This window comes from Tessaracoccus sp. MC1756 (assembly GCF_014164735.1).
GTDB lineage: Bacteria > Actinomycetota > Actinomycetes > Propionibacteriales > Propionibacteriaceae > Arachnia.
The window spans coordinates 85,453-110,255 of the sequence record NZ_JACJFZ010000006.1; the positions used below are offsets into that span (position 1 = coordinate 85,453).

General features: G+C 68.2%; 27 protein-coding genes. 14 read left to right on the plus strand and 13 right to left on the minus strand.

The window, feature by feature from the left end:
* The first annotated feature begins 62 nt into the window (after positions 1 to 62).
* Positions 63 to 866, plus strand: a complete 804-nt coding sequence (locus H5393_RS12845; protein WP_182766992.1) for a DUF4282 domain-containing protein — start codon at positions 63 to 65, stop codon at positions 864 to 866.
* A gap of 66 nt (positions 867 to 932) precedes the next feature.
* Here H5393_RS12845 and H5393_RS12850 read toward each other — a convergent pair whose 3' ends face one another.
* Genes H5393_RS12850 through pdhA form a run of 3 tightly spaced genes read right to left on the minus strand, consistent with a single transcriptional unit; the run spans position 933 to position 4,553 of the window.
* Positions 933 to 2,471 (minus strand): dihydrolipoamide acetyltransferase family protein, encoded by a 1,539-nt coding sequence (locus H5393_RS12850; protein WP_209455177.1) that lies wholly within the window; start codon positions 2,469 to 2,471, stop codon positions 933 to 935.
* A 16-nt stretch (positions 2,472 to 2,487) separates the two neighbouring features.
* On the minus strand, positions 2,488 to 3,465 hold the full coding sequence (locus H5393_RS12855; protein ID WP_076062458.1) for an alpha-ketoacid dehydrogenase subunit beta: 978 nt from the start codon (positions 3,463 to 3,465) through the stop codon (positions 2,488 to 2,490).
* Positions 3,462 to 4,553 carry a pyruvate dehydrogenase (acetyl-transferring) E1 component subunit alpha gene (pdhA, locus tag H5393_RS12860; protein ID WP_370585990.1) on the minus strand — a complete coding sequence of 364 codons (1,092 nt, stop codon included), beginning with the start codon at positions 4,551 to 4,553 and terminating at the stop codon, positions 3,462 to 3,464. The genes H5393_RS12855 and pdhA overlap by 4 nt, the downstream gene beginning before the upstream one ends.
* A 273-nt stretch (positions 4,554 to 4,826) precedes the next feature.
* Between pdhA and H5393_RS12865 the strand changes: the two genes are divergently transcribed.
* Positions 4,827 to 7,280, plus strand: coding sequence for a bifunctional UDP-sugar hydrolase/5'-nucleotidase (locus tag H5393_RS12865; protein WP_182766993.1), 2,454 nt, complete (start codon positions 4,827 to 4,829; stop codon positions 7,278 to 7,280).
* A 70-nt stretch (positions 7,281 to 7,350) separates the two neighbouring features.
* Here the strand turns inward: H5393_RS12865 and argF are convergent, their stop codons facing one another.
* Both argF and H5393_RS12875 read right to left on the minus strand, forming a co-directional pair.
* Positions 7,351 to 8,340: an ornithine carbamoyltransferase gene (argF, locus tag H5393_RS12870; RefSeq protein WP_182766994.1), complete on the minus strand. Its 990-nt coding sequence runs from the start codon at positions 8,338 to 8,340 to the stop codon at positions 7,351 to 7,353.
* A gap of 115 nt (positions 8,341 to 8,455) precedes the next feature.
* Positions 8,456 to 8,911, minus strand: coding sequence for a low molecular weight protein-tyrosine-phosphatase (locus tag H5393_RS12875; RefSeq protein WP_182766995.1), 456 nt, complete (start codon positions 8,909 to 8,911; stop codon positions 8,456 to 8,458).
* Positions 8,912 to 9,024: 113 nt separating this feature from the next.
* Here H5393_RS12875 and H5393_RS12880 point away from each other — a divergent pair, with 113 nt between their 5' ends.
* Genes H5393_RS12880 through H5393_RS12895 form a run of 4 tightly spaced genes read left to right on the plus strand, consistent with a single transcriptional unit; the run spans position 9,025 to position 12,102 of the window.
* Positions 9,025 to 9,711 carry a response regulator transcription factor gene (locus tag H5393_RS12880; protein ID WP_182766996.1) on the plus strand — a complete coding sequence of 229 codons (687 nt, stop codon included), beginning with the start codon at positions 9,025 to 9,027 and terminating at the stop codon, positions 9,709 to 9,711.
* A 32-nt stretch (positions 9,712 to 9,743) separates the two neighbouring features.
* A complete protein-coding gene (locus H5393_RS12885) occupies positions 9,744 to 11,126 on the plus strand; it encodes a HAMP domain-containing sensor histidine kinase (RefSeq protein ID WP_182767028.1) in 1,383 nt (460 codons plus the stop codon).
* Positions 11,123 to 11,797: an AzlC family ABC transporter permease gene (locus tag H5393_RS12890; RefSeq protein WP_370585991.1), complete on the plus strand. Its 675-nt coding sequence runs from the start codon at positions 11,123 to 11,125 to the stop codon at positions 11,795 to 11,797. Before H5393_RS12885 ends, H5393_RS12890 begins: the two co-directional genes overlap by 4 nt.
* Entirely contained in the window at positions 11,794 to 12,102 is a 309-nt protein-coding gene (locus tag H5393_RS12895; protein ID WP_182766997.1) for an AzlD domain-containing protein, read from the plus strand. The genes H5393_RS12890 and H5393_RS12895 overlap by 4 nt, the downstream gene beginning before the upstream one ends.
* Positions 12,103 to 12,114: 12 nt before the next feature.
* Here H5393_RS12895 and H5393_RS12900 read toward each other — a convergent pair whose 3' ends face one another.
* From H5393_RS12900 to H5393_RS12915, 4 genes are all read right to left on the minus strand, one after another.
* The gene (locus H5393_RS12900) at positions 12,115 to 14,010 is read right to left on the minus strand and encodes a hypothetical protein (RefSeq protein WP_182766998.1); all 1,896 of its coding nucleotides are present in this window, start codon (positions 14,008 to 14,010) and stop codon (positions 12,115 to 12,117) included.
* Between the two features lie 3 nt (positions 14,011 to 14,013).
* Positions 14,014 to 14,502: a SigE family RNA polymerase sigma factor gene (locus tag H5393_RS12905; RefSeq protein ID WP_182766999.1), complete on the minus strand. Its 489-nt coding sequence runs from the start codon at positions 14,500 to 14,502 to the stop codon at positions 14,014 to 14,016.
* Between the two features lie 84 nt (positions 14,503 to 14,586).
* The gene (locus tag H5393_RS12910; RefSeq protein WP_182767000.1) at positions 14,587 to 15,603 is read right to left on the minus strand and encodes an LLM class flavin-dependent oxidoreductase; all 1,017 of its coding nucleotides are present in this window, start codon (positions 15,601 to 15,603) and stop codon (positions 14,587 to 14,589) included.
* 129 nt (positions 15,604 to 15,732) lie between these two features.
* A complete protein-coding gene (locus H5393_RS12915) occupies positions 15,733 to 15,954 on the minus strand; it encodes a DUF4177 domain-containing protein (protein WP_182767001.1) in 222 nt (73 codons plus the stop codon).
* A 259-nt stretch (positions 15,955 to 16,213) separates the two neighbouring features.
* Between H5393_RS12915 and H5393_RS12920 the strand changes: the two genes are divergently transcribed.
* Complete coding sequence (locus H5393_RS12920; protein WP_220488412.1) at positions 16,214 to 16,474, plus strand: hypothetical protein; 261 nt, start codon at positions 16,214 to 16,216, stop codon at positions 16,472 to 16,474.
* Between the two features lie 222 nt (positions 16,475 to 16,696).
* On the opposite strand, the gene H5393_RS12925 is transcribed toward H5393_RS12920, so the two are convergent.
* Positions 16,697 to 17,143, minus strand: a complete 447-nt coding sequence (locus tag H5393_RS12925; RefSeq protein WP_182767002.1) for an arsenate reductase ArsC — start codon at positions 17,141 to 17,143, stop codon at positions 16,697 to 16,699.
* Positions 17,144 to 17,303: 160 nt separating this feature from the next.
* Here H5393_RS12925 and H5393_RS12930 point away from each other — a divergent pair, with 160 nt between their 5' ends.
* The 4 genes from H5393_RS12930 to H5393_RS12945 all read left to right on the plus strand — a co-directional run bounded on the left by H5393_RS12930 (position 17,304) and on the right by H5393_RS12945 (position 20,159).
* Complete coding sequence (locus tag H5393_RS12930) at positions 17,304 to 17,804, plus strand: NUDIX domain-containing protein (RefSeq protein WP_182767003.1); 501 nt, start codon at positions 17,304 to 17,306, stop codon at positions 17,802 to 17,804.
* A gap of 33 nt (positions 17,805 to 17,837) precedes the next feature.
* A complete protein-coding gene (locus H5393_RS12935) occupies positions 17,838 to 18,092 on the plus strand; it encodes a YtoQ family protein (protein ID WP_220488413.1) in 255 nt (84 codons plus the stop codon).
* A 207-nt stretch (positions 18,093 to 18,299) separates the two neighbouring features.
* Complete coding sequence (locus H5393_RS12940; RefSeq protein ID WP_182767004.1) at positions 18,300 to 18,779, plus strand: ASCH domain-containing protein; 480 nt, start codon at positions 18,300 to 18,302, stop codon at positions 18,777 to 18,779.
* 90 nt (positions 18,780 to 18,869) lie between these two features.
* Positions 18,870 to 20,159 carry an MFS transporter gene (locus tag H5393_RS12945; protein WP_370585992.1) on the plus strand — a complete coding sequence of 430 codons (1,290 nt, stop codon included), beginning with the start codon at positions 18,870 to 18,872 and terminating at the stop codon, positions 20,157 to 20,159.
* 10 nt (positions 20,160 to 20,169) lie between these two features.
* Here the strand turns inward: H5393_RS12945 and H5393_RS12950 are convergent, their stop codons facing one another.
* Positions 20,170 to 20,631 carry an ATP-binding protein gene (locus tag H5393_RS12950; protein WP_220488414.1) on the minus strand — a complete coding sequence of 154 codons (462 nt, stop codon included), beginning with the start codon at positions 20,629 to 20,631 and terminating at the stop codon, positions 20,170 to 20,172.
* Here H5393_RS12950 and H5393_RS12955 point away from each other — a divergent pair.
* The 3 genes from H5393_RS12955 to H5393_RS12965 all read left to right on the plus strand — a co-directional run bounded on the left by H5393_RS12955 (position 20,630) and on the right by H5393_RS12965 (position 22,081).
* On the plus strand, positions 20,630 to 20,776 hold the full coding sequence (locus H5393_RS12955) for a hypothetical protein (protein ID WP_182767005.1): 147 nt from the start codon (positions 20,630 to 20,632) through the stop codon (positions 20,774 to 20,776). The two genes, H5393_RS12950 and H5393_RS12955, sit on opposite strands and share 2 nt — an antisense overlap.
* Positions 20,777 to 20,843: 67 nt before the next feature.
* Complete coding sequence (locus tag H5393_RS12960; protein WP_182767006.1) at positions 20,844 to 21,380, plus strand: putative immunity protein; 537 nt, start codon at positions 20,844 to 20,846, stop codon at positions 21,378 to 21,380.
* On the plus strand, positions 21,377 to 22,081 hold the full coding sequence (locus H5393_RS12965; protein ID WP_182767007.1) for a class I SAM-dependent methyltransferase: 705 nt from the start codon (positions 21,377 to 21,379) through the stop codon (positions 22,079 to 22,081). Before H5393_RS12960 ends, H5393_RS12965 begins: the two co-directional genes overlap by 4 nt.
* A 3-nt stretch (positions 22,082 to 22,084) precedes the next feature.
* On the opposite strand, the gene H5393_RS12970 is transcribed toward H5393_RS12965, so the two are convergent.
* Both H5393_RS12970 and H5393_RS14940 read right to left on the minus strand, forming a co-directional pair.
* Positions 22,085 to 22,492: an SRPBCC family protein gene (locus tag H5393_RS12970; protein ID WP_182767008.1), complete on the minus strand. Its 408-nt coding sequence runs from the start codon at positions 22,490 to 22,492 to the stop codon at positions 22,085 to 22,087.
* 61 nt (positions 22,493 to 22,553) lie between these two features.
* On the minus strand, positions 22,554 to 24,782 hold the full coding sequence (locus H5393_RS14940; protein ID WP_182767009.1) for a fused MFS/spermidine synthase: 2,229 nt from the start codon (positions 24,780 to 24,782) through the stop codon (positions 22,554 to 22,556).
* Positions 24,783 to 24,803 lie beyond the last annotated feature (21 nt).

Here is a 24,803-nt window from a genome sequence, read left to right on the forward strand (position 1 = left end):
CGCGCGCACAGGCACGGATGACGTCCGCGACGCTGGTCCGGGGTCGTGGCAGACTTCATTGCATGTCTAACCAACAGTGGAACACCGGCCAGGGCGGCGACTACCCGCCCCAGAAGCCGGAAAGTGGCGCAGCAGAACAGCCCACCACCCAGCATGACTGGGCGCAGCAGCAGGCCGACTGGACACAGCAGGGCCAGACCTCCGCCACCGAGTGGGGGCAGCCGCCGCAGCCCGCCGCCGGTCAGGAGTGGCAGCAGGCCCAGCCGCAGCCCGGCGCGGGAGACTGGCACCAGGCCCAGCCGCAGCCCAGCGCGGGAGACTGGCACCAGGCCCAGCCGCAGCCCAGCGCGGGAGACTGGCACCAGACCCAACCGCAGCAGCAGCCCGTCCAGGACTGGAACCAGCAGGACTGGAACCAGCAGCAGGGTTGGGACCAGCAGCAGGCGTGGCAGCAGCAGCAGACCCAGCAGCAGAACTGGGACCAGCAGCAGGGCAACTACCCCGCCGGCACCGGCTACACCGGCCAGTGGCAGGGTGGGCCGGCGCCCGTCCCCGCGGAGAAGAAGCCCAGCCCGTTCGACTTCGGGTTCAAGCGCGCGTCGCTGCCCGGCTCCGCCGGACTGATCTTCCTGGTGGGCACCATCGGCATCGCCGTGTGGTGGCTGTTCCAGCTGATCGAGTCCTTCAGCTACGTGGTCGAGTACCCGCTGGACCTTTTCATCACCCTCTTCGGCACGGCCGGCCTGGCGGTGTTCGGCATCATGATGCTGCGCGCCGTGCTCGAGGTCGGCGTCGCCGCCGCCGGCCTGCTGAGCAGGCAGGACACCACGGAAGCCGCCCCGGCGGAGGACACCCCCCTGGTCTGAGCACCAGCACAGAGAAGGGGCGGAAGCGTTACGCTTCCGCCCCTTCTGCGTGCCCGCTGCCAGGTGTCAGTAGAGCAGCGCCAGGGCCGGTTCGGCGAGGATCGACGCCACGTCGTGCAGGAACCGCGAGCCCTGCTCACCGTCGATGATCCGGTGGTCGAAGGCGACGGCCAGGGTGGTGACCCACCGAGGCTCCACACGCTCGTTGTGGCCCTCGCCCACCACCCACGGGCGGCGCTGGATGGCCCCCATGCAGAAGATGGCCGATTCGTTGCCGTTGATGATGGGCGTGCCCGCGTCGATGCCGAAGACGCCGACGTTGGTGATGGTGAAGGTGCCGCGGGCGTAGTCGCCGGGCTGCAGCTTGCCCTCGCGGGAGACCTGCACCAGCTGGTTGATGGCCTGGCACAGCTGCAGCAGGCCCAGCCGCTGCGCACCCTTGATGTTGGGCACCATCAGACCGCGCGGCGTGGCCGCGGCGATGCCGAGGTTCACGTCGGCGTGGTAGACGATCTCGTGGGTGTCGGCGTCCCAGCTCGTGTTGAGGTCCGGGTTGCGGCCCAGCGCCAGGCAGATCGCCTTCGCGTAGACCAACAGCGGCGACACCCTCAGCCCGGCGAACTCGCGCCGCTCCTTGAGCGTCTCGACGAAATCCATCATGCCGGTGACGTCGACGGTGATCCATTCGGTGACGTGCACCTTGGTGCTGACCGAGCGGACCATGTTCTCCGCCGTCACCTTGCGCACGCCCTTGATGGGCACCCGCCGCTCCGAGCGGCCCTGGAACGGGTCGAAGCCGCCGAGCCCCTCCGTCGGCCCGAAGCCGCCCCCGTTGGCGGTGTGCGAGTCGCGGGGTGTGCCCTGGAAGCTGGCCTGGTCGTTGATGATCCGGCCCTGCCTGGGCTGTTCGTCGAGGAAACTGAATGCGGCGGCGGCCTCGACGTCGCGTCGGGTCACGGTGCCGTCGGGGCCGGTGCCCACCACGGTGCTCAGGTCCACGCCCAGGTCCTTGGCGTACTTGCGCACCGGCGGCTTGGCCTTGGAGTCGCCTGGGTCCGACGCCAGCACCAGGGTGGATTCCGACGGGGCGGTGCCCGGCGTGGGCAACGGATCGCCGGTGGCCTGCGCGTGCACCGCCTCGGCCGGGTGCACCTCGTCGGGGCGACGGCCGGGCTCGTGCTGGCCGTAGGCAGCCGAGAGGGCCTCGCTGGTCTGGTTGACCTCGGAGGGGCTGCTCTGGTGGCGACGACGACGGCGTGTCGACGGCGTGTCGGACGCGCCGTATCCCACCAGGTTGGGGCCTGGTGCCTCGTCGGCGTCGTCGGCATCGTCCTGCGGCGGGATGGCGGGCGTGGCCTCAGCGGGCGCGCCGTCCTCGATCTCAACGACCGGGGTGCCGATGTCCACCGTGGTGCCCTCGGCGACGAGCAGCGCGGTGACGGTGCCTGCGTAGGGGGACGGCAGCTCGACGAGCGACTTGGCGGTCTCGATCTCGACGAGGACGTCGTTGACCTCGATCACGTCACCGACGGCGACGCGCCACGCGACGATCTCGGCCTCGAGCAGGCCCTCGCCCGGATCGGGAAGCAGGTACTGGCGCAACATGGGTGCTCCTTCGGGCTCAGAATGCGAGGGACTGGTCGACGGCGTCGAGGATGCGGTCCACGGAGGGGAGGAACTCCTCCTCCACCCGCGACGGCGGGTAGGGCGTGTCGTAGCCGGTCACCCGCAGTACAGGCGATTCCATCACGTAGAACAGGTCCTGGTGGAGGCGGGCTGCGATCTCCGCGCCGAGGCCCAGGCTCAGCGGGGCCTCGTGCACCACGATGGCGCGCTTGGTGCGACGCACCGACGACATGATCGTGACCCAGTCCACGGGGCTGAGGCTGCGCAGGTCCACCACCTCCAGCGAGGTGCCCTCCTCTGCGGCGACGGCGGCCGCGTCGAGGCAGGTCTTCACCATGGGGCCGTAGCAGAGCAGCGTCGCGTCGGTGCCGTAGCGGGTGATGGACGCCTGGTGCATGGGCTCCGGGCGCGACGCGAAGTTGACGACGCTCTTGGTGTGGTAGCGGCGCTTCGGTTCGAAGAAGACCACCGGGTCGTCTGACTGGATGGCCTGCTGGATCATCCAGTAGGCGTCGTTCGAGTTCGAACAGGTGACCACCTTGAGGCCAGGCGTGTGCGCGAAGTACGCCTCGGGTGACTCCGAGTGGTGCTCGATGGCGCCCACCCCGCCGCCGTAGGGCATCCGGATCACCATCGGCATCCGGGTCTGACCGCCCGTGCGGGCGTGCAGCCTGGCCACCTGGGTGACGATCTGGGCGAACGCGGGGAACACGAAACCCTCGAACTGCATCTCGACGACGGGGCGGTAGCCGCGCATCGCCAGCCCGACGGCAGTGCCGACGATGCCGGATTCGGCGAGCGGGGAGTCGATCACCCGGTTCTCGCCGAACTCTGCCTGCAGGTTCTCCGTGATGCGGAACACGCCGCCGAGCTTGCCGATGTCCTCACCCGCGAGCAGCACCTTGGGGTCTGCCTGAAGGGCGCGTCGGAGGCCCCGGTTGAGGGCCTTCGCCATGGTGAGTGTCTCGGTCATGCGTCCTCCCCGGCGGCGACGTAGTTGTGGTACTCGCGGCGCTGCGCCTCGAGGGCGACGGAGGGCTCCGCGTAGACGTTGGCGAAGACGCTGTCCATGGTCACCGACTCGAAGGTGGAGATGCTGGCCCGGAGGTCGACGCCGAACTGCCTGGCCTCGTCGTCCATCCGAGCGAACCACGCGTCGTCGATGGCGCCCTCGTTGCGTAGGTACGTGGTCAGGCGCGAGATGGGGTCGCGGCCCTTCCACTCCTCCTCCTCGGCGCCGGTGCGGTACTTCGTCGGGTCGTCCGAGGTGGTGTGGGCGCCCATACGGTAGGTGAACGCCTCGATGAAGGTGGGGCCCTCGCCGTTGCGGGCGCGCTCCAGGGCCCAGTCCGTGACGGCCTTCACGGCCAGCACGTCGTTGCCGTCGACCTGCACGCCCGGGAAGCCGAAGCCGCGGGCGCGTTCGTACAGCGGGATGCGGCTCTGCAGCGCGATGGGCTCGGAGATGGCCCACTGGTTGTTCTGGCAGAAGAAGACGACGGGCGCGTTGTAGGAGGCGGCGAAGACGTAGGCCTCGTTGACGTCACCCTGGCTGGAGGCGCCGTCGCCGTGATAGGCGATGACGGCGGCAGGCTCGTCGGCGTCGGGGCCGACCGCGCCGTCGAACTGCAGGCCCATCGCGTAGCCGGTGGCATGCAACGTCTGGCAGCCGATGACGATCTGGTAGTTGCGGAACTTGTCGAGGTTGTCCCAGTTACCGTGGTCCGTGCCGCGGAACAGGCGCAGGAAGTTGGTCATCGGTACGCCGAGCACCATCGCGACGGCGTGCTCGCGGTAGCTGGGGAACACCACGTCGGGGGGGCGCACCGCATGGGCTGAGCCCACCTGCGCGGCCTCCTGGCCGAGGAGGGGCGGCCACATGCCCAGCTCGCCGTGGCGCTGGAGGGCGGTGGCCTCGGCGTCGAAGCGCCTGGCGAGGATCATGTCGCGGAGGTAGCCGACGAGGTCGTCGATGCTCCCGCTGAATTCGAAGTCGTCGTTGTGGACCCGTTGCCCGTCGGGGGTGAGCAACTGCACCATGTCGTGGCTCTGACCGCGCACGCGGCCTCCTTCCGGTCTCAACCTACGTAACCGTAACTTACGCAAGCGTAGCTTAGGGGTTCGGCCCTCCCTCGTTATCCCCAGCTCCACAGCTCGGCGCTATCTCTTGTGGGAACCTCACAACAACACTTCCCCGGCCCCGTACGGGTGACTTTGTGGTGAAGTGAACGTTAACAATCGGTGACGGGCTTGACCTTCCCCTGACAAGGCTCAAGAGTGACAACTAGCCACCCGGGGGGGTGGCGGTCTTAATGCCCACAGCATCGGAGAGACATGACCAACACCTTCACACGAGCGACTGCGTCGTTCGCCGCCACCGCGTTGGTGGCGAGCGGGCTCGCATTCGCCACCTCCACACCCGCGAACGCCGCCATCAGCGAGTGCGTCGCGGCCACCGACACCGTCAGCGTGTTCGGGTTCAACGATTTCCACGGCCGCATCGGAGCAGCAGCGAAGCTGTTCACCCCGGTCGAGGAGGCGCGCGCCACCGCCGGCGTCGACAACGTGTTGCTCCTGAGCAGCGGCGACAACATCGGCGCCTCGCTCTTCGAGTCGATGATCGCCGACGACAAGCCCACCCTTGACATCCTCAACGCCATCGGCCTCGACGTGAGCACCGTCGGCAACCACGAGTTCGACAAGGGCTGGGCAGACCTGTCCGGCCGCGTCGCCGCCGGTTCCGACTTCAGCTACCTCGGCGCCAACGTCTACACCGCGGGCACGACCACCGTCGCCGCTCCGTTGAAGGCGTACGAGACCTTCGAGAAGGGCGGCGTCACCATCGCCGTCGTGGGCGCCGTCACCGCCGACACCCCCTCGCTGGTGGACCCGTCCGGCATTGCCGGCCTGGAGTTCGGCGACCCCGTCGAGGCCGTCAACCGCGTCACCGCGGAACTCCTCGACGGCAATGCCGCCAACGGAGAGGCCGACATCGTCATCGCCTCGTTCCACGAGGGCGCGGCCAACGGCTCGCTGACCCCCGCTGAGAACGCCGCCAACTCGGAGGCCTTCGACTCCATCTACAACGACGTGGACCCGCGCGTCGCGGCCATCTTCAACGCCCACACCCACCAGCTGTACAACTGGGTGACCACCGGCGGCGTCCCCGTCATCCAGGCCGCCTCCTACGGCAGCCCGATCGCGCAGCTGGACCTCTCCGTCGACTCGAACGCCGATGCCCTGTGCGGCACCACGGTGACCATGGTGACGCCTCCGGCCACCGCCGGAACCACCCCGGCGATCACCGCGATCAACGCGATCGTGACCGCGGCCAACGCGTTCGCTGCCGAAGAGGGCCAGCAGGTCATCGGTTTCGCCGACGAGGCCATCTCGACGCCCACCGGCAACGCCGACAAGCGCGACACCGAGTCCCCCATGAACAACCTCGTGGCGCAGATGTTCTTCGAGGTCCTGGGCGATGCCGATGCCGACAACTTCATCGGCATCCAGAACCCCGGTGGCACGCGCGATTCGTTCAACGCAGGCGACATCACCTACCGCGAGGCCGCTCTGACGCTGCCCTTCGCCAACTCGCTGTTCACCACGCAGATCACCGGCGCGCAGTTCAAGACGGTGCTCGAGCAGCAGTGGCAGCGCAACACGGCCGGCGAGGTCCCGTCACGCCCGTTCCTGCAGCTCGGCCTCTCGGACAACGTGTCCTACACCTATGACGAGTCGCTGCCTGAGGGCGATCGCATCACCTCGATCAGCATCAACGGCCAGGCCATCGACATGGACAAGCTCTACACCGCCGGCGGCGCCTCGTTCCTGATCGCCGGTGGCGACAACTTCCGCGAGCTCGGCGAGGGCATCAACACCGCCGACACCGGCTGGGCCGACCTCGAGGCATGGGTCACCTGGGTGGGCACCCACGAGTCGCTGTCCCCCGACTACTCGAAGCGCGGCGTCTCCGCCAAGCTTCCGGCCACCAACACCCTCGTTGAGGGTGGCGCAGGCCTGACCTTCACCTTCGGCCTGCCGCTCGAGGGTGGCGTCGCGCAGCAGACGCTGGACATGTACCTCGAGGCCCTCGTGAAGGACGGCGTCGCCCTCCCGGTGTCGCCTGACCTGGCCAACACCGAGATCGTCGCCTTCATCGGCGACGTCGAGGTCGGCTCCGGCACCGTCACCGACGGCGTGGCCACCATCACGGTCAAGCTCCCGGCGGGCACCGAGGCTCCGGCCGGTGCGCAGGTCCTCACGTTCGTCGTGCTCGACTCCGGGACGATCATCGATTTCCCGGTCACGGTGGAACTGAAGGCCAAGCCCGAACCGACGCCGACGCCCAACCCGAATCCCGGGTTCACGCGGACCGCCCCGTACACCCTCCCCGGTGAGCACAACCTCAACGGTCGCCTGTGGCGCACCACCTGCGAGCCCTACTCGCAGACCGAGCGCTGCCGCACCGAGATCTGGGCCAGCACCATCAAGATCGTCGACGGCAAGTTCGTCCAGACCAACGGCTGGGCGTTCAACAACCTGACCTACCTGCCGGCCAAGCGCTCGCTGTGGGGCAACAACCCGCTGGCGAACACAGGCTCGTGGACCGCCACCGACGGCCGCCAGTGGAAGACCGAGTGCGGCACTGCCGCCACCGGTCGCGACGGTTGCCGCTCGTACGCCATGGCGACCGTCTACAAGGCCGTCGCCGGCGAGAAGAGCGGCTACGTCTTCTCGCAGAGCAACGAATGGGTGTTCAACAACATCGTGATGTTCGCCAAGAACTGATCGGTTGAAACCGGCAAGGGCCGGGCTTCCCCAGTGGAAGCCCGGCCCTTTGCTGTGCCCGTCGCGCCGGTCAGCCCGCGAGTGTGGCGACCAGCACCGCCTTGATGGTGTGCATGCGGTTCTCGGCCTGGTCGAAGACAACGCTGGCCGGCGACTCGAACACCTCGTCGGTCACTTCGACGCCCGTGAGGCCGAACTGGCTGAAGAGGTCCTGCCCCACCGTCGTGTTGAGGTCGTGGAACGCGGGGAGGCAGTGCATGAACTTCGCGCCGGGCCCGGCCTTGGCCATGAGGTCGGCATTGATCTGGTAGCCGCGCAGCAGGTCGATGCGCTCGGCCCAGACCTCCTTGGGTTCACCGAGCGAGACCCACACGTCGGTGTAGAGGAAGTCGCAGCCCTCGACGGCGTCCGTGTCGTCGGTGATCGTGATGCGCCCCCCGCTGGCCTCCGCGAGGCGGCGCGCCTCGGCGACCACCCCCTCGGCGTTCTGCTGCTGCGCCGGGGCGATCATCCGCACGTCCATGCCCATGAGGGCGCCGCTGATCAGGAGCGAGTTGCCGACGTTGTTGCGCGCGTCGCCGAGGAAGGCGAACGAGATCTCATTGAGGGGCCTCCCGGCGTGCTCCATCATGGTGAGCTGGTCGGCGAGCATCTGCGTGGGGTGCCAGTCGTCGGTGAGTCCGTTGTAGACCGGCACACCGGCGTGCTCCGCCAGGGTCTCGACGACGGCCTGGCCGGAGCCCCGGTACTCGATGCCGTCGTACCACCGGCCCAGGACGCGGGCGGTGTCGGCGGCCGACTCCTTGTGGCCGATCTGGGACCCGGAGGGATCGAGGTAGGTGGTGGTGCCGCCCTGGTCCGCCATCGCCACCTCGAAGGCGCAGCGCGTGCGGGTGGAGGTCTTCTCGAACAGCAGCGCGACCTGCTTGCCCACCAGGCGTTGCTCCTCGCGGCGCTCACGACGGGCGGCCTTCAGCTCGCCGGAGAGCTCCAGGAGGGAGCGCCACTCGTCGGCGGTGAAATCGAGTTCCTTGAGGAAGGAGCGGCCGAGCAGGCTCATGGTGTCGCCTTTCGCTGAGTTCGGAAGCTCACAGGATATGCCCGGCCCGGGCCCGGCCCTGCGATGTCGCCATCGCTGGAACGGACCAGCGGCGGAAGCGGGGTGCCGGCTACAGCTAGGCGCGCAGCGCCGCGTCGAGGATGCCGGGCATCGCGGCCTCGATGTCGGTAAGCGTGGCGTAGAAGCCCTCCTGGTCGCCGTACCAGGGGTCGATGAGCGGCTCGCCCTGGGGCTTGGCGGGGTTGAGGTCGTTCAGCAGGACGACGTTCGCCGTCGGGACGAGACGACGGAGTCGCTCCACCTGGAAGGGCTCCACGGCGACGAACAGGGTGTCGCCGGTGAGGTCCTCTTCCCGGATGGTCCGGGCTCGGTGGCCGGCCGGGTCGTAGCCGTGCTCGGCCAGCACGGCGACGGCGCGGCGGTCGATGCCGTTGCCCGTCTCCTCCGTGGACAGGCCGAAGCTCTCCACCTCGATGTCGAGTCCCAGCTCGTCGATCATGCGACGCGCAACGCGCTCCGCCATGGGAGAGCGGCAGATGTTGCCCCAACAGACGAAAACCAACCTGGACATGGGCCCCAGCGTAGCCAGACGACCACCTGACGGGCGCGCGTCGCCGGTGCATGGTTGAATCAGAGACGCAGGTAGGATGACATCTCGTCCGGCGATGATGACAGGGTAGGGCTATGCAGATCTTGGTGGTTGACGACGATCAGGCCGTCCGTGATTCCCTGGCACGTTCCCTGACCTACTCCGGTGACGAGGTGCAGACGGCCGCTGACGGCGTCGAAGCCCTCGCGAAGCTCGTGAGTTGGCAGCCCGACGCGATCATCATGGATGTCATGATGCCCCGGCTCGACGGGCTGGAAACCACCCGCATGCTGCGGCAGGGCGGCAACGACATCCCCATCCTCATCCTGACGGCGCGCGACGCCGTGGGCGACCGCGTCGACGGCCTGGACGCCGGCGCCGACGACTACATGGTCAAGCCCTTCGCGCTCGACGAGCTCCTCGCCCGCCTCCGGGCGCTCACCCGGCGCTCTAAGCCCGTCACCGAGGCTGAATCAAAGGTCCTGACGTTCCAGGACGTCACGCTCGACACGCAGCACCGGGAGGTGACGCGCGACGGACAGAACATCTCGCTGACGCGCACCGAGTTCGCGCTGCTGCAGGTGTTCATGGAGAACCCCCGCCGGGTGATGGAGCGCAACACGCTGCTCAACGAGGTCTGGGGCTTCGAGTTCCCAACGACGGCGAACTCACTCGAGGTGTATATCGGCTACCTGCGCCGTAAGACTGAGGCCGGCGGCAGGTCGCGCCTCATTCACACGGTGCGCGGGATCGGTTACGTCCTCCGTGAAACGCCCCCGTGATCTGGAGTTGGTGGATCCGTCTCCGACGCGGGATCGGTCGTCTCGTCAGCGGCCAGTCGCTCCAGTGGCGCCTGGCGCTGCTGACAGCCGTGTGCGTGGCCGCGTCGGTGCTCGTGGTGGGCGGCGCCTCCTTCGTCACCACCAGGTGGTCGCTGCTGGAACAGCTTGACGAGGAACTCGTGCAGGTGGCACAGAACGCCTCCAGCACGGTGTCGCTCAACGTGGCGACCCTGGGCGGCCTGTCGCCCGATTCACTCGGTTCCTCCGGCGGCCTGCTGGGCGTGGTCTCCGCGAGGGGCACGATCAGCCAGGTGTCAGGGCAGCGCGAGACGCTGTACGCCGGCCCGGAAGAGATCGCGATCGCGCGCCTGAACTCCGGATCGTCGGCGCGCAGCGTAGAGTTCGCGGGCCAGACCTACCGCATGGTGTCGGTGCCGATGCGGGTTGAGGACGAGCACTACGCCGTCATGTATGCGCGCCCGCTGACCGCCCTCGAGGCCACGCTCGGCTCGCTGTGGGTGGTGTTGTTCGTCGCCGGCATGCTCGGCATCCTGACCACCACCGCCGCCGCGCTGTGGGCCGCCCGCGCGGTGTTGGCTCCGGTGCGCCGGCTCTCGCGGGCGGTGAAGTCCGTCACTCAGACCGATCAGCTCAACCCGATCCGCATCTACGGACGCGACGACCTGGGCGAACTCACCACATCCTTCAACACCATGCTGCGCTCGCTGCAGCAGTCGCGGGAGCAGCAGCGGCAGCTGATCGCGGACGCCGGCCACGAGCTGCGCACGCCGCTCACGTCGATGCGCACCAACGTCGAGCTGCTCCTGGCCGACGACAACACCGGCATGTTGCCAGAGGGCGCCCGCTCCGAGGTCCTTGGCGACGTGGCCGCCCAACTGGGCGAATTCTCCGCCCTCGTCGGCGACCTCGTCGCGCTCACCCGCGACGACCACCTGCAGCGACACCACGAGCTGCTGGACATGGCAGAGGTCACGGAGTCCGCGCTCGCGCGGGCCGCACGACGGGGACCCAACCTGCACTTCGACGTCGCGCTCGAATCCACCCCCGTGATGGGCGACGCCTCCACACTGGAGCGCGCCATCACTAACCTGCTCGACAACGCCGTGAAGTTCTCCCCGTCGGAGGCCACCATCCGGGTGTTCCTGATGGACGGCACGCTGACGATCATCGACCAGGGGCCGGGCATCGAGGAAGAGGACCTGCCCAACATCTTCGACCGGTTCTACCGCTCGGACAAGGCGCGCAACACTCCCGGCACCGGCCTGGGCCTGTCCATCGTGGCCCACACTGTTGAAGCCCACGGCGGCACGGTGAAGGCGAGCAACGATCCCGACGGCGGCGCGCGCTTCACCATGCGCCTGCCCGTCGTCGAGTTGAGCGAGCAGTACGAGTGAAGGCCCTGACTCCCGCGCAGAAGCGCGGGCTGTCCGTTGGGCTGGCCACCGGGCTGTATGGCATCTCCTTCGGCGCCCTGGCGGTGGTGGCCGGCCTGTCGGTGTGGCAGGCCTGCGCGTTGAGCCTGTTGATGTTCACCGGTGGCTCCCAGTTCGCCTTCATCGGGGTGCTGGGCGGCGGCGGCTCGCTCGGCGCGGCCACCGCTGCGGCGTCGCTGGTCGGGGTCCGCAACGCGGTCTACGGCGTGACGGCCAACGCGATGCTGCGCCCGCACGGCTGGCGGAAGCTTGCCGCGGCCCAGGTGACCATCGACGAGTCCATCGCGGTGGCGTCCGGCACCGAGGACTGCGACGAGGAGCAGCGCGGTTTCTGGGCCGCCGGCCTCGGGGTGTTCGTGCTGTGGAACGTCCTCACCCTCCTGGGCGCGCTGGCTGGTAACGCGTTGGGCGACCCCAAGGTGTGGGGGCTGGACGGCGCCGCCGTCGCCGCGTTCCTTGGGCTGCTGTGGCCCCGGCTGAAGGGCCGCGACCCCATCGTGATCGCGGTGCTGGCCGCCGTGGTGACCGTCACGGTGGCACCCGTGGTTCCCGGTGGTATTCCGATCATCCTCGCCGCAGTGGTGGCCATCGTGGTGACAGTGCTGCAGACCAGGAGGGCCAACGCACAATGAGCCTGTGGATCTGGATTCTGGTGGCCTGCCTCATCGCGTTCGGCACGAAGTTCGTGGGCTACCTCGTGCCCGAGCGGTGGTTGGAGAACCCGTGGGTGCTGCCGCTCAGCCACGGCGTCACCGTCGGCCTCCTGGCCAGCCTGGTGGCGGCCAACACGTTCGTCACGGGCCAGGAGGTGCGGCTCGACGCGCGGGTCGTGGCCCTGCTGGCGGCCGCCGTCGCGCTGCGGCTGAAGGCCCCCTACCTGGTGGTGGTGGTCGTCGGCGCCGTCGCGGCCGCCCTCACCCGCCTGATCGCTGGCTAGCCAGCCGGTCGGTCAGCCGTCGGTGCGCATCGCGGCAAGCACCTTCAGGAGCACGCCACGCTCCTCCTCCGTCGGTTCCCAGAGGCCCTGCTCACCGGTGACGTCGTTGATGAACGCCACGGCGGTGGCGTCGGGCGCGACGGTGGCGGTCACCGGGTCGCCGTACTGGTTGAGCAGGATGAGGACGGGCAGTCCGAGGGGCCAGCTCGCGTGCTGCGGCTGGATCGGGTCGAGCGTTGCCAATGGGGCCTGCCCCATGGCCAGCACCAGTTCCGGCGGCAGCGCAACCTCCAGCGGCGCCAAGTCGAAGCCCTCACTCCCCTGGGGCAGGCCGCACGCCACGCCTCGGGTCAGTTCCGCGCGCGCCACCGGCAGCACCGAATCCAGTCGCGGCGCGTAGCCGAACTCGTCGTAGGGCGAGCAGAGGGCCACGTCGTCCGTGAAGGGCTGCGGCGTGGCCTCGCGCTGCGCCTGCCACAGGGCCAGGACGTCGTCGACCAGTTGGCCCCCGCCCTCGCGGGTGCCCGCCACGAACTGGCAGTTGACGGTCTCCATGGCGATGACGCGACGCTCGCCGTCGGCGTAGTCGAGCACCACGTGGTAGGTGGGGCCGCCCACCTCTGTGCAGGCGTCGGCAGTCGAGACCGGCAGCCCGTTGATCGCCTCAACGATCCGGTCGGGCTGCGTCGTCAGCGGCTCGACGGGGCCAACACCGCCGAAGCCCCGGGGGTCGCCGCAGAACCAGGCGCGCAGCACGCCGCCGGGCAGGATGTCGGTGGGGCCGAGCGCATCGGGCGACAGTGCGCCGCCCACGACGTCGGCGCACACCTTCGGCAGCAGGCCTTCCCGGGGCTCTTCGGCGAGCGGCGCATGCGTAGGTTCGACTGGGGGATCATCGGTCGGCGCCGGCAGCTGGGCGAGGAAGTCGTCGATGCGCTGGCGCAGCGCTTCCGGCATGGTCCAGGTGCGGTAGGCGGAGTCGTGGTGCCACGCCAACCCGTCGCCCCATCGGAGCAGGGCGACGGGGTCGCCGGCGGCGGTCAGCAGCACGAACTCCGGGGCGCCGGAGATCAGCGGCTGCCGACCGTCGGAGGTGAAGTCGGCCGCGACGGAGGCGAGCATGTCGTCGGTGATGTCTGCGGGGAGCACCACGGGTTTCCCGTCGACGCAGGCCAACGCGCGGGTCAGGCGTGCCGGGTCGACCGCGGACCACAGCGACTGGGTTGTCCCGGTGCATGAGACGTCGATGCCGTTCCACGCTGTGGCCTTGTCGTCGCGCTGGGCGGCCCAGAGCTTCTCGAGCGTAGCGAGGTACGCGTCGCCACCCTCGCGGAACCCGCCCGTGTAGTCGACGGCGTCCACCAGTTCGCCGCAGCCACCCATGCGGACACCCCTGAGGGTGCCGTCGGGATACTCGGCCACCGCGGTGAACGGCACGTGGAAGCCGCCCATGCAGTCGAGGACGCCCTCGGAGCGTGCCAGGGCGTTGAAGCTGTCCAACGCCTCGGCTACGCGCTCCCCCTCGAGGGGTTCACTGGCGCCGACGAAGGCGACCGGGTAGCTGTCGCTGGCGGGGGCGCCGCACAGCCAGAGGCGGGCCGCGTCTGCCGGGAGGTCGCCGTCGACGAGCGGTTCGGCGCCGGTCAGGCCACAGGCCTCCGGGATCCATGCCGCGGCGGGCTCGGGTGGCGCGGTGGTGGGGGCCGGCGAGGCGACGATGTCGCGGGGGTCGCCAGACAGCTGCGTCACCAGTGGGACGGCTAGGGCGGTCACGGCCACCACAGCCGCGGCTGCGACGCCGACGCGGCGGGTGCGCGCCCTGCGTCGGGCGCCGTCGGCCCATCCCTTCGCGTTGGGGCGGGGCGGCAGCGAGCGGCGCATCGCGTCGGAGAGTTCGTTCTCGTTCATGTCTCAGTCCTTCAGGTGCGGTGACCGGCGCAGGGCGGCAAGACCGCGCGAGGCGTGGGAGGCGACGGTGCCCTCAGGGAGGCGCAGCACCTCGGCGACCTGGCGGATGGGCAGGTCGTCGAAGTAGCGCAGGACGAGCACCGTGCGTTGGAGGCGCGGGAGCTGCGCGAGGGCGCGATGCACATCGGTGTCGGGGCCGTGGTCGTCTGCGCCGCGGTCAGGGGCGTCAGCGGTGGGCAGTTCGGCGCGCCAACTGCGTCGCCGCCACCACGACACGAACGTGCGGTACATGGTGGTGCGCACATAGCTCTCGAAGTGGCGGTCGTTGTCGAAGGAGGCATAGCGCTGATAGGTCTTCGACAGCGCGGTCTGGACCAGGTCCTCGGCGTGCTGGTGGTCGGCCGTCAGCAGCCAGGCGGACCAGTAGAGGTCGCCGGCACGCCGCTCGACGTACTGGTCGAAACCCGCCGTCGCGGACTCGATCCGGGTCATCACTGCCTCCATGCCCATCTAGACGCGGTGGGCAGCATGTTTCCATGCATCTCGGGACACATGGTGCGACCGGGGGCAATCCGTTCAGCGCCAGCCGAGTTCCTTGGCCACCTCCAGCACCGAGCCCACCACGTGCGCGCAGTAGTCGACGCCCAACTGATTTGGTACTGCGAGCAGGACGGTGTCGGCCGCGGCGATCGCTGCGTCCCGCGCCAACTGCTCCACCAGCACCTCGGGTTCGGCCGCGTAGGTCTTGCCGAAGGTGGCGCGGCCACCGTCGATCATCCCGATCTGGTCTCGGCTGCGCCGCTCGAGCGCGAAGTAGTTCTGGTCCTCCTGGGTGACCAGCGGGAAGATGCTGCGGCTGACCGAAACGCGCGCCTCACGCTCGTGGCCGGCCGCCGCCCATGCGTCGCGGAAGACTTGGATCTGCTCGGCCTGGAGTTCGTCGAACGGTTGGCCGGTGGCTTCGGTGACCAGCGTCGAACTCATCAGGTTCATGCCGAGTTCAGCCGCCCACTCAGCCGTGGCGCGGGAGCCTGCGCCCCACCAGATGCGCTCACGGAGCCCTTCCGAGTGCGGCTCGATCCGCAGCAGCCCCGGCGGGTTGGCGAACATGGGGCGTGGGTTGGGCTCGGCGAAGCCCTCGCCGGAGAGGACCTCCAGGAAGCGCGTGGTGTGCCGGCGGGCCATGTCGGCGTCCGTCTCACCCTCGCGCGGGACGTGGTCGAAGAGGCGGTAGCCGTCGAGCACCTGCTCCGGCGATCCGCGGCTGATGCCCAGCTGGAGCCTGCCACCTGAAATGAGGTCTGCGGCGCCGGCATCCTCCGCCATGTAGAGGGGGTTCTCGTAGCGCATGTCGATGACGCCGGTACCGATCTCGATGCGGCTGGTCTTCGCCCCGATCGCAGCGAGCATGGGGAACGGCGAGGAGAGCTGCCGGGCGAAGTGGTGCACCCGGAAGTAGGCGCCGTCGGCGCCCAGTTCCTCGACGGCGACGGCGAGGTCGATGGACTGCAGCAGCACGTCGGAGGCCGACTGCGCGGCCGACTGCGGGTGTGGTGTCCAGTGGCCGAAGGAGAGGAACCCGATGCGCTTCATGGGGCAATCATGCCCCGTACCCGAGCTGGGCTGCTGCATGGGACGGAACCGGTAGTGGGCAACTTGAGTGCACCGGCCCCGCCACACTGCTACCGCGCGAGAAGACCGACCGGTCCACAGCGGAGACCATCAGAGCGACTCAAAAACAAGAGTCGCCTGGATCCGGTCACCTCCCAACAAACCTTTGTTGCCAGAAGAGGATGTACTGATGGTGTGTAGCCGGAAGCCTCGCTTGGCCTGTGCATTGATGACCTTTTCCAGTTCAGAGAGATTCCCCGAACCCGATCCCATGACTTTCTCCTTAAGGACCACCTGAAGGACGACATAACTGGGCGCGGTTCTTCCATCCATCTTTCAAGCCTCTCTTCATTGGGAGCAACCTGACTATTCATTCTCAATATAGCTACTCCTGGGCCGAGCACGTGCTCGTAGAGCGAGGAGGGCAGTGGGTCACCAGCGCAGCGATGGAGTTCACGCACACTGACACCGCTGTCCGTTCTGAAGTGCACACGGCAACCAGCGGGCCTTCCTTCTGCTGCGCACCATCTTCACCGTCGCCCCGATCCTGTTCGGGCTCGACAAGTTCTTCAACCTGCTCACCGACTGGACGATGTACCTGGCCCCGCTGGCCACCGACATCATCCCGGTGAGTCCCCAGGTGTCCATGTACGCCGCGGGCGTTGTGGAGATCCTCGCCGGCGTGCTCGTGGCGCTGAGGCCCAAGATCGGCTCGCTCGTCGTGGCGGCCTGGCTGTTGGGCATCATCGTGATCCTGCTGATCGTGGGTGGCTTCTACGACGTGGCCCTGCGCGACTTCGGCCTCCTCGTCGGCGCCTTGGCGCTCAACCGCCTGGCCTCGCGTCGTGAGTGAAGATCGGTCCCGGTGGTGGACACCCGCCGGGGCCCAGCTATCCACGGATTCCGAGCGCCGTCCACACCCTCTACACAGAGTTATCCACAAGGTTGTCCCCAGCTGTCGATAAGTTACCCGCATGTAATTCGGTCACGGCCGGCTAGCCCGGCGCTGTCGTCTGTGAGCGGCCGCGGGTCAGCCCAGGGTCAGCCCAGAGCCGTTGCCAGAGCGCGACGCGGGCTACGCCTCGCCGGCGTGCGATGCTTCGGCCGGCGTTGGATGCACCTCGACACCCAACTCGGTGAGCAACTCGGTGATGCGGCGGCGGATGTCGTCGCGGATGGGGCGCACGGAGTCGACGCCCTGCCCGGCCGGGTCATCGAGCGTCCAGTCTAGATACGTCTTTCCGGGGTAGAACGGGCACGCGTCGCCACAGCCCATGATGATCACGACATCCGAGGCCTCCACGGCCTCGTTGGTGAGGATCTTCGGCTTCTCCTGTGAGATGTCGATCCCCTCCTCCAGCATTGCCTCGCGCACGGCCGGGTTGATGGAGTCTGCAGGGGCGGAGCCTGCGGAGCGGACCTCGACGGCGCCGCGGGAGAGGTGCTGGGCGTACGCCGCGCCCATCTGGGAACGGCCTGCGTTGTGGACGCAGACGAAGATGACGGAAGGCTTCTTGGTCACGAGGGTTCCTCTCGGGATGGCTCAACTTGTCGTCGCGAATGCTGCGCGCACTGTCAAATTACCCTCAAGCGGGTCGTCGATCATCCAGCTCTGATGAGGTCGACGACAATCGTCGGCCCGGACGGGGCACCCCCGGCGACTCAGATGGTAGGTTCCGACCGTGAGCGAGCACATCCGTGACTGCGGCTACGACGACGACGGGCTGTGGTTCCGCTACCGTGCGGCAGCCGTCATCCTGCACGACGGCCACGTACTGATGGCGCGAAACGACACCAACTCCTACTACTACTCCATCGGCGGCGGCGTCCACCACGGGGAGAGCGCCCTGGAAGCGGTGCAGCGGGAAGTCCTCGAAGAGACCGGGGTCCACATGGAAGTGGACCGTCTGGCGTTCATCCACGAGAACTTTTTCCGTGACACGGAGACCGCCGCCCTCAACGGACGTCAATGTCATGAGGTGGCGTTCTACTTCCTCATGAAGTACGACCCGGACATGAAGCTCAGCACTGAACCGAGCCTGACCACCGTCGGCGACGTCGAGTGGCATGAGTGGGTTCCGATCAGCCAGTACGGCGTGAAGGCGGTCATGTACCCGCCCTTCTTCGCGGACGAGTTGGCGGCCATCGGTCCCGACCCGAAGTGGATCACGAGCCGCGATTAAGGCACGCGTGGCGATCATGGGGGAGGTGGGCACATGCCGGTCAACGCCATCCGCACCCGCACCCTGATCCAACAGGCCGACTTCGTCGTCGTGCGCTTCGGGGACAAGTACAAGCAGTGGAACGCCGCGTTCGACGCCGGCTACTGTGCCGCCCTGGGGAAGCCCTACGTGACCCTCCATGACGCCGACATCGTCCATCCGCTCAAGGAGGTCGACGCCGAGGCCCAGGCCTGGTGCACGACCACCGACCAGGTGGTGGAGACCCTGCGTTACGTACTCAAGGGATAGCCCTGCCCCGCATCTCTCGTCGCAGAGCCAGCGCTCAGCGGTCGATGTGAGACGGGCCGTTTCTGGCACAACGTTCGAGCCATCGTCGTTGTGTCAGAAGTGACACCGCAGACGGTGTCAGATCCGCCACCATCCAGCGGCGCGAAACCGTTCAGCCAGGTGGTCGCGCGGCCGACCCCCAGGCGAACAGCCACGTACCCTGGCCTCATGGACGTCAACGAGTTCTGGGAACGGGCGCGCCAGGGGGCCCAACTCAATCCCATCCAGGAATGGATCGGCCCCCGCGTCTCCGGCACCGTGCCGCCCGCGGCCTGGGCCTTCGGCGAGGACGCCGAGACCGCAGACCGGATGGCCCACGAGGTCGCCGTCGGCGCGGAGACGACGAACACCAGCCTCCTGTGGCAGTACGAGGCCGAGGGAGCGCAACTCCCGGAGAAGGGCGACCTCAGCATCATCCTGGACGGCAGCGAGCAGCCCCGCGCGCTCATCATGACCACCGACGTGCAGGTGCTGCCGTTCGCCCAGGTCGACGAGGGGCTGCTGCCCGACGAGACGCCGTTGGCCCGCTGGCGCGAGACCCACGAGGACCTCGCCCGGGCGGCAGATGACGGCAGCCACCCATTCGCGCCGGACATGCCGGTGGTGCTGGAGCGCTTCGAACTGCTCTACGCGCTCCGCGCCGACTGACCGCACGGGGCGCCGCCGGCCAGACGGAGCGGCGGCACGATGCCGGGCCCAAGGTTGGACATTCCCCCGACGCTGGAGTTGACTTGGGCGGTGCATCGCCGCCCCCGCAACCCCATGATCGCGACCCTCCTCGGGCTCCGCGGTAACGGCCGCGCCTCCGTCTACACCGAGCCCATGTGGGGCCTGTCGATGATGCTGGTGCTGCCCTACGCGTCGGTGTACATGCTGGCGCTGGGCGTGCACGACGCGCAGATCGGCCTGCTCGCCACGATCTCCATGCTCTCCCAGGTGGTGTTCGGCCTCCTCAGCGGCGTCATCACCGACAAGCTGGGCCGACGCATGACCACCGCCGTCTTCGACATCATCGCCTGGGTGATCCCCTGCCTGGTGTGGGCGCTCGCGCAGAACTTCTGGTGGTTCCTGATCGCATCCATCATCAACGGCGCCTGGCAGGTCACCCAGAACTCGTGGGACTGCCTGCTCGTCGAGGACGTGGATCGCGCCGAGATCCCCAAGGTCTACTCGCTCGTCAAGGTCGCCGCCGAGTTCTCCGCGCTCTTCGCGCCCATCGCCGCCCTCCTCGTGGCGAACCTGGGCATGGAATACGCCGTGCGGATCCTCTACCTCAACGCGTTCGTGATCATGGCACTCAAGGTCTGGCTCCTCTACCGCTACACGACGGAGACCGCGACGGGCCGCGTCCGCATGCAGCAGACCCAGGGCGTCAGCATGTGGAAGCTGCTCTCCGAGTACCGCGGCGTACTCGGCCTGATCCTGCGCTCCAAGGGCACCATCTTCTCGCTCTGCGTGGCGGCCATCGTGGGTGCGGTCACGCTGGTCAACGGCACGTTCTGGCAGGTGGTCATCAACAAGGAACTGGGCGTCCCCGACGCGCTGCTGCCCTTCTTCCCGATGGTCCGCTCGCTGCTGTCGGTGCTGTTCTTCTTCACGATCATCCCGCGGCTCACACACGCCAAGCACCTCAGGTCGCCGACCCTCATCGGCTTCGTCGTCTACCTCGCCGGCCAGTTCCTGCTCGTGGGCATCCCCTCCCCCGACGGGGCGGCCGTCGCCTCCACCTATGCGCTGCTGGCCGTGTGCCTGCTGCTCGACGCGTTCGGCGCGGGGATCCTCTTCATGCTGGCGGAATCGCTGGTCGCCCTGCACGTCGACCGCGATGAGCGCTCCCGCGTGATGGCGATCCAGCGCACCGCCGTGATGCTGGTCACTGCGCCCTTCGGTTGGATCAGCGGTTGGCTGTCGAGCATGGACCGTGACTGGCCGTTCCTGCTGACCTCGGCGCTGCTGGTGCTGGGCCTGGTCGTCGCGGGCCGTTTCTGGGTCACCACCCACGAGGAAACCACCCCGGCACAGGCCTAGCCGCACCCGCTCAGCGTCGGATGGTCAACGGACCTTCGTCTGCGGTCGGCGGTTGGAAGTGATCGAAATACCGCGCCGCGACCTCAGGTGCCAACGCGAAATCGTCGCCGTGGGAAAGCGCCCTCGCCCGGATGCGGTCGAGGCAGGTCTGCCGGTCCGTGGCCAGGTAGACGACGTCCGGCACGACCCCGTGGGGAGCCAGCAGTCGCCGCCAGTCGTCGCGCATGTCCCGCGACCAGAACGAGAAGTCCAACACGACGTCGCGCCCCTGGGCGACGAGCTCCAGCAGTCGCCGTCGGAGATGGGCGGCGATGTCGGCGTGGTCGTCCGCAGGCAGCGGCATCGAGCGCAAACCCCGGACCCAGGCCTCCTGGTCGAACGAGAGCCGGGTCATGCCGTCGGCCTCGAGCTCGCGCGCGACGGTGGACTTGCCGGACCCGGCGGGCCCGCACATGAACACGACGCGAGACATGCCCAGACCCTACCCGTCACTGTTCGAGCAGCGCCACGGACTCCACGCAGCCACGACGGCGGTGTGCCCCAGGCCGGTCACGCCGTCATCGTCGGGAATCGAGGGGTCGGCCCCGGCCTCCGCCAGCGTCCTGACCGCCTATTGAGACAGAGGAGGGGGTCGGCTCACGCGTCGGGACTCGAACTGACTGAAGTGACTGGCACAGTAACCGCGTGACCTCCATCCAGACCCTCAGCGAACCGGAGCGCCGGGCGGTCGCCCGCTGGGCCGCCGCCTGCGCCGAGCACGTCCTGCCGCTCTTCGAGGCGGACCAGCAGGCAGAGGAACTGATCCGCGACGCCGTGGCCCGGGCCCACGCGTTTGCGCGCGGTGAGAGCACGGCGGCCGCGGAGATCAAGCTGCGGATGGTCGCCGTCAAAGCTGCCGGGGCCGCCACCACCCAGGCGGGCGCCGCGGCCGCGCGGTCGGCGGGGCAGGCAGCTGCCGTCGCGCATATGGGGGCACACGCCCTGGGAGCGGCGGCGTACGCGGTCAAGGCCGCAGCGCTGGCCAACCCGCAGCGCCCTGACAGCGCCGAGGAGGAGGTTGCCTGGCAGCTGTCGCAACTGTCTGCCGCTGAACGGGAGGCGCTCCGCCTACTGCCGGAGCTGGGGTCAACCTCCGGGCCGCTCGGCCCCGGCCTGCTCGCCCAAGGCATCCTCGGCGACACCATCCGCCACATCCAGGCAACCATCATGGGAGAACGATGAGCAGCTACGACGACTTTGCCGCCGCCTACGCCGAAGAGAACGAGACCAGTCTGCTCAACGCCTACTACGAGCGCCCCGCGATGTTGGGCCTCGCCGGCGAGGTGCGCGGCCGCCGCATCCTCGACGCGGGCTGCGGCACCGGCCCGCTCTTCGCGGCGCTGCGCGAGCGCGGGGCCGAGTTGGCGGGGTTCGACGCGAGCGCCGGCATGCTTGAACTCGCGCGCCGTCGGCTCGGCCCGGACGCTGACCTCCGCCAGGCAGATCTGGGCGAGATCCTGCCATATCAGGACGAGGAGTTCGACGACATAGTCTGCTCGCTGGCGCTCCACTACTTGCGCGACTGGACCGGACCGCTCCGCGAACTCCGACGGGTCCTCAAGCCCGGCGGCAGGCTTCTGCTCTCGGTCAACCACCCGCTGGCCTACGCCCTCAACGAGGGCAGGTATTTCCCGATCGTCGAATGGCCGATGGAGGTGGAACTGGCCGGGACGCCGGCCACCCTCATGACCTGGCACCGGCCGCTGCACGCCATGGTCGACGACTTCACGACGGCAGGTTTCCGCATCACCTCCATCAGCGAACCGCCCGTCTCGGACGACACGCCGGAAGAACTCCTGCGTCAGCCGGACGGCAGGCCGATTCCCCGTCGCTTCGTCTCCTTCCTCTTCTTCGCCCTCGAGAAGGTCGCCGATCAGCCGTGAACCCTAGCCCCGACGAGCCGCGGGACCCTCGACGATCTCCTTGAGCCTGGTGAGGTCGTCGGCCACCATCTGACAGTCCCGGTCGAACTCCTCGACGCTGAGATCCAGTTGCCGCACGGTGAAGACGATCTCCGCCCCGTCCGGGTGGGCCAGCACCCTCAGCGGGTTGTGCACCACCTCCCCTGACGGCAGCGTGACGTCGTGGTCCAGCACGCCGTACTCATTCCGGGCCACGAACTGCACCTCGACGCGACCCATGGGCGAATCGACGACGACGGTGCCCGCCTGCCGCTCGACCTCCGCCTCTGCCAGGCCCGCCGCCCACAAGGGCAGCTTGTCCAGGTCCGAGGCGAACTCGTAGACGCTCTCCGGCGAAGCCTTGATGACGCGGCTGAGGTGGCGACTGTCCATGAGCCCAGCCTGTCACCTGAGCGCGCGCTGCGAGGGCACCGGACTCAAACTCAGCCTCGGCCTACTTGAGATCAAGAACGGTCAGTACCGAAGAGAAGTCGTCGGTCCACTCCACACGCCGCTCACCGGGTTCCCGCCAGCCATCTTGCGCGAGCAACTCGGTGATCTTGTCCCGATCGGACGACATCGCGACCCATTTCGAGGGTGTCGCGCCGGTTTCATCGTCCGCCTCACCCGAGCCGACGGCGAGTTGCCACCCCAGTTCATCGGCACCGGCGGCGACCACGGGTTCAAGATCGAACACCCGATTGCTGATGTGCACCATCAGGAGCCCGTCCTCGCTGAGCGTGTCGGCGTAGGTTGCGAACGCCTCCTGGGTGAGCAGATGGACGGGGATGGCGTCAGAGGTGAACGCGTCGAGGAGGAGCAGATCATACGAACCGCGTGGTTGCTCCTCGAGTTCGAGCCTCCCATCACCCACGACGTACTGAACATCTGCGGCGCTGTCGCTCAGGTACGTGAACAGCTCGGGATCCGTGGCAACCTCGATAACTGACGGGTCGATCTCGAAGAAAGTCAGGCTCTGCCCAGGTTGGCCGTAGGCGGCGATGGTGCCCACACCCAGACCTACTGCACCCACGGCGGTCGGCGCGTCGGCCGCCTCGAACGCATCCCCGACGGGACCGCTTCGGGCGTAATAGGTCGATGGCTCTTGGCCTCGAGTCAGCGACTGCTGCCCATGGATGGTGGTGCCGTGAGAGAAGACACGCCACCCGTCGACGTCTTTGACGGCGTAACTGCCGTAGAAGGAGCGGTCCCGGAGCACCACCTGGTCGCCAGTAATGATCGGGAGAAGGGCCAACGCGATCAGTGCGACCGTCAGGGCCTTCGGACGGGCGCTCATGACCAGGGCGAGTGCTGTCCAGAGACCCAATAGGAGAAGGACGGGCATGCCGGGCTGGCGAACGGAAGCCAGCATCGCCACTGCAAGGAGGATGAACATCGCTGCGGATTCCACGATGACGACGAACCCGGGGTGGTAGCGCTCGCGGAGGACGCGGAGCGGCCTGCCCTCAAGCGCCCACGCGAGCGCGACCGCGGCCACAACGGCCACCGGGAATTCCCACACCCCGTTGAAGAGAACGGGGGCGATGAAGCCATTGAGGAGACCGCCGAGGGCACCGCCGGCCGCCACGATGATGTAGAAGAACGTCAGGTGGGCCGTGGATGGGCGACGCGCGGCGAGCTGGGCATGGGCAGTGAACGCGACCGAGAGCAGTAACAGGAGATCGATGAGCACCACCGCCCAGATGCCGAACACCGGACCTTGTACCCATGCCACGATGGAAAGAGTCGCTGTCACAGCCACGCCAACGAGCCAGCCCCTTCCCACCGTCCGCGATGATCGGGCGAAGGCCACGACGAACGTTGCCAGGTAGATCGCCAGCGGCACCACCCACATCAGGGGGACGGCCGCCACGTCGGTGGAGACGTGTGCGGTCACGCCGAGCATCAGAGTCGACGGGAGGAACGCGAGCCCCAACCAGCGCAGGACCTCCGAAGGCCGTAGGCCTGGAGCTGAGGGCAGTACCGCGGCAGCGGTTGGCGCCGCTGCCGCCCCCGACCGGCGCCATGACACTGCCGCAATGACGGCGCATGCGGCCATCAGCACCATGAAGAGCCCGAAGCCGAGCGACCATCCGATCCGCTGCTGATCCAGTGTGAGGAGGGGCTCAACGAGGAAGGGATAGGCCAAGAGCCCCCCAAAGCTCCCCAAGTTGCTGGTCGCGAACAAGAAGTACGGATCCTCAGATCGTCGGCCGACGGTCCAGGAGTACCACTTCTGCAGGAGCGGCCCAGTCGTCGAGATGACGGCGAACGGCAGGCCGATGGTGAGAACGAGCGTGCGCAGGAGCCACAGCACGGGCGAACCGTCCACCTGCACCACTTCCGGGACCGCCACGGGTAGCGCCATCAAGGGCAGCAGCAGGAGTGCGACGTGCAGCAGAGGCTGCCTCTTTCCGCCAAACGTCTTCGTACTGACATGGGCGTAGAGGTAACCAACCAGGAGCACCACCTGGAAGAAGAGGCTGCTGGTGCTCCAGACCGTTGATGAACCGCCGAATTGCGGGAGGACGAGCCGGGCCACCATGGGTTGCACGACGAAGAGCAGTCCGGCGCCGACGAACGACGTCAGAGCGAAAACAACGGGAACGGCAAGAGAACCTGCTCCAGCCGCGCGGACTCCCGGTGGCTGTGTTGTGGTCACGGCCTCAATGTCGACGCTCACTGTCGGTCCCCCTACCCCAGT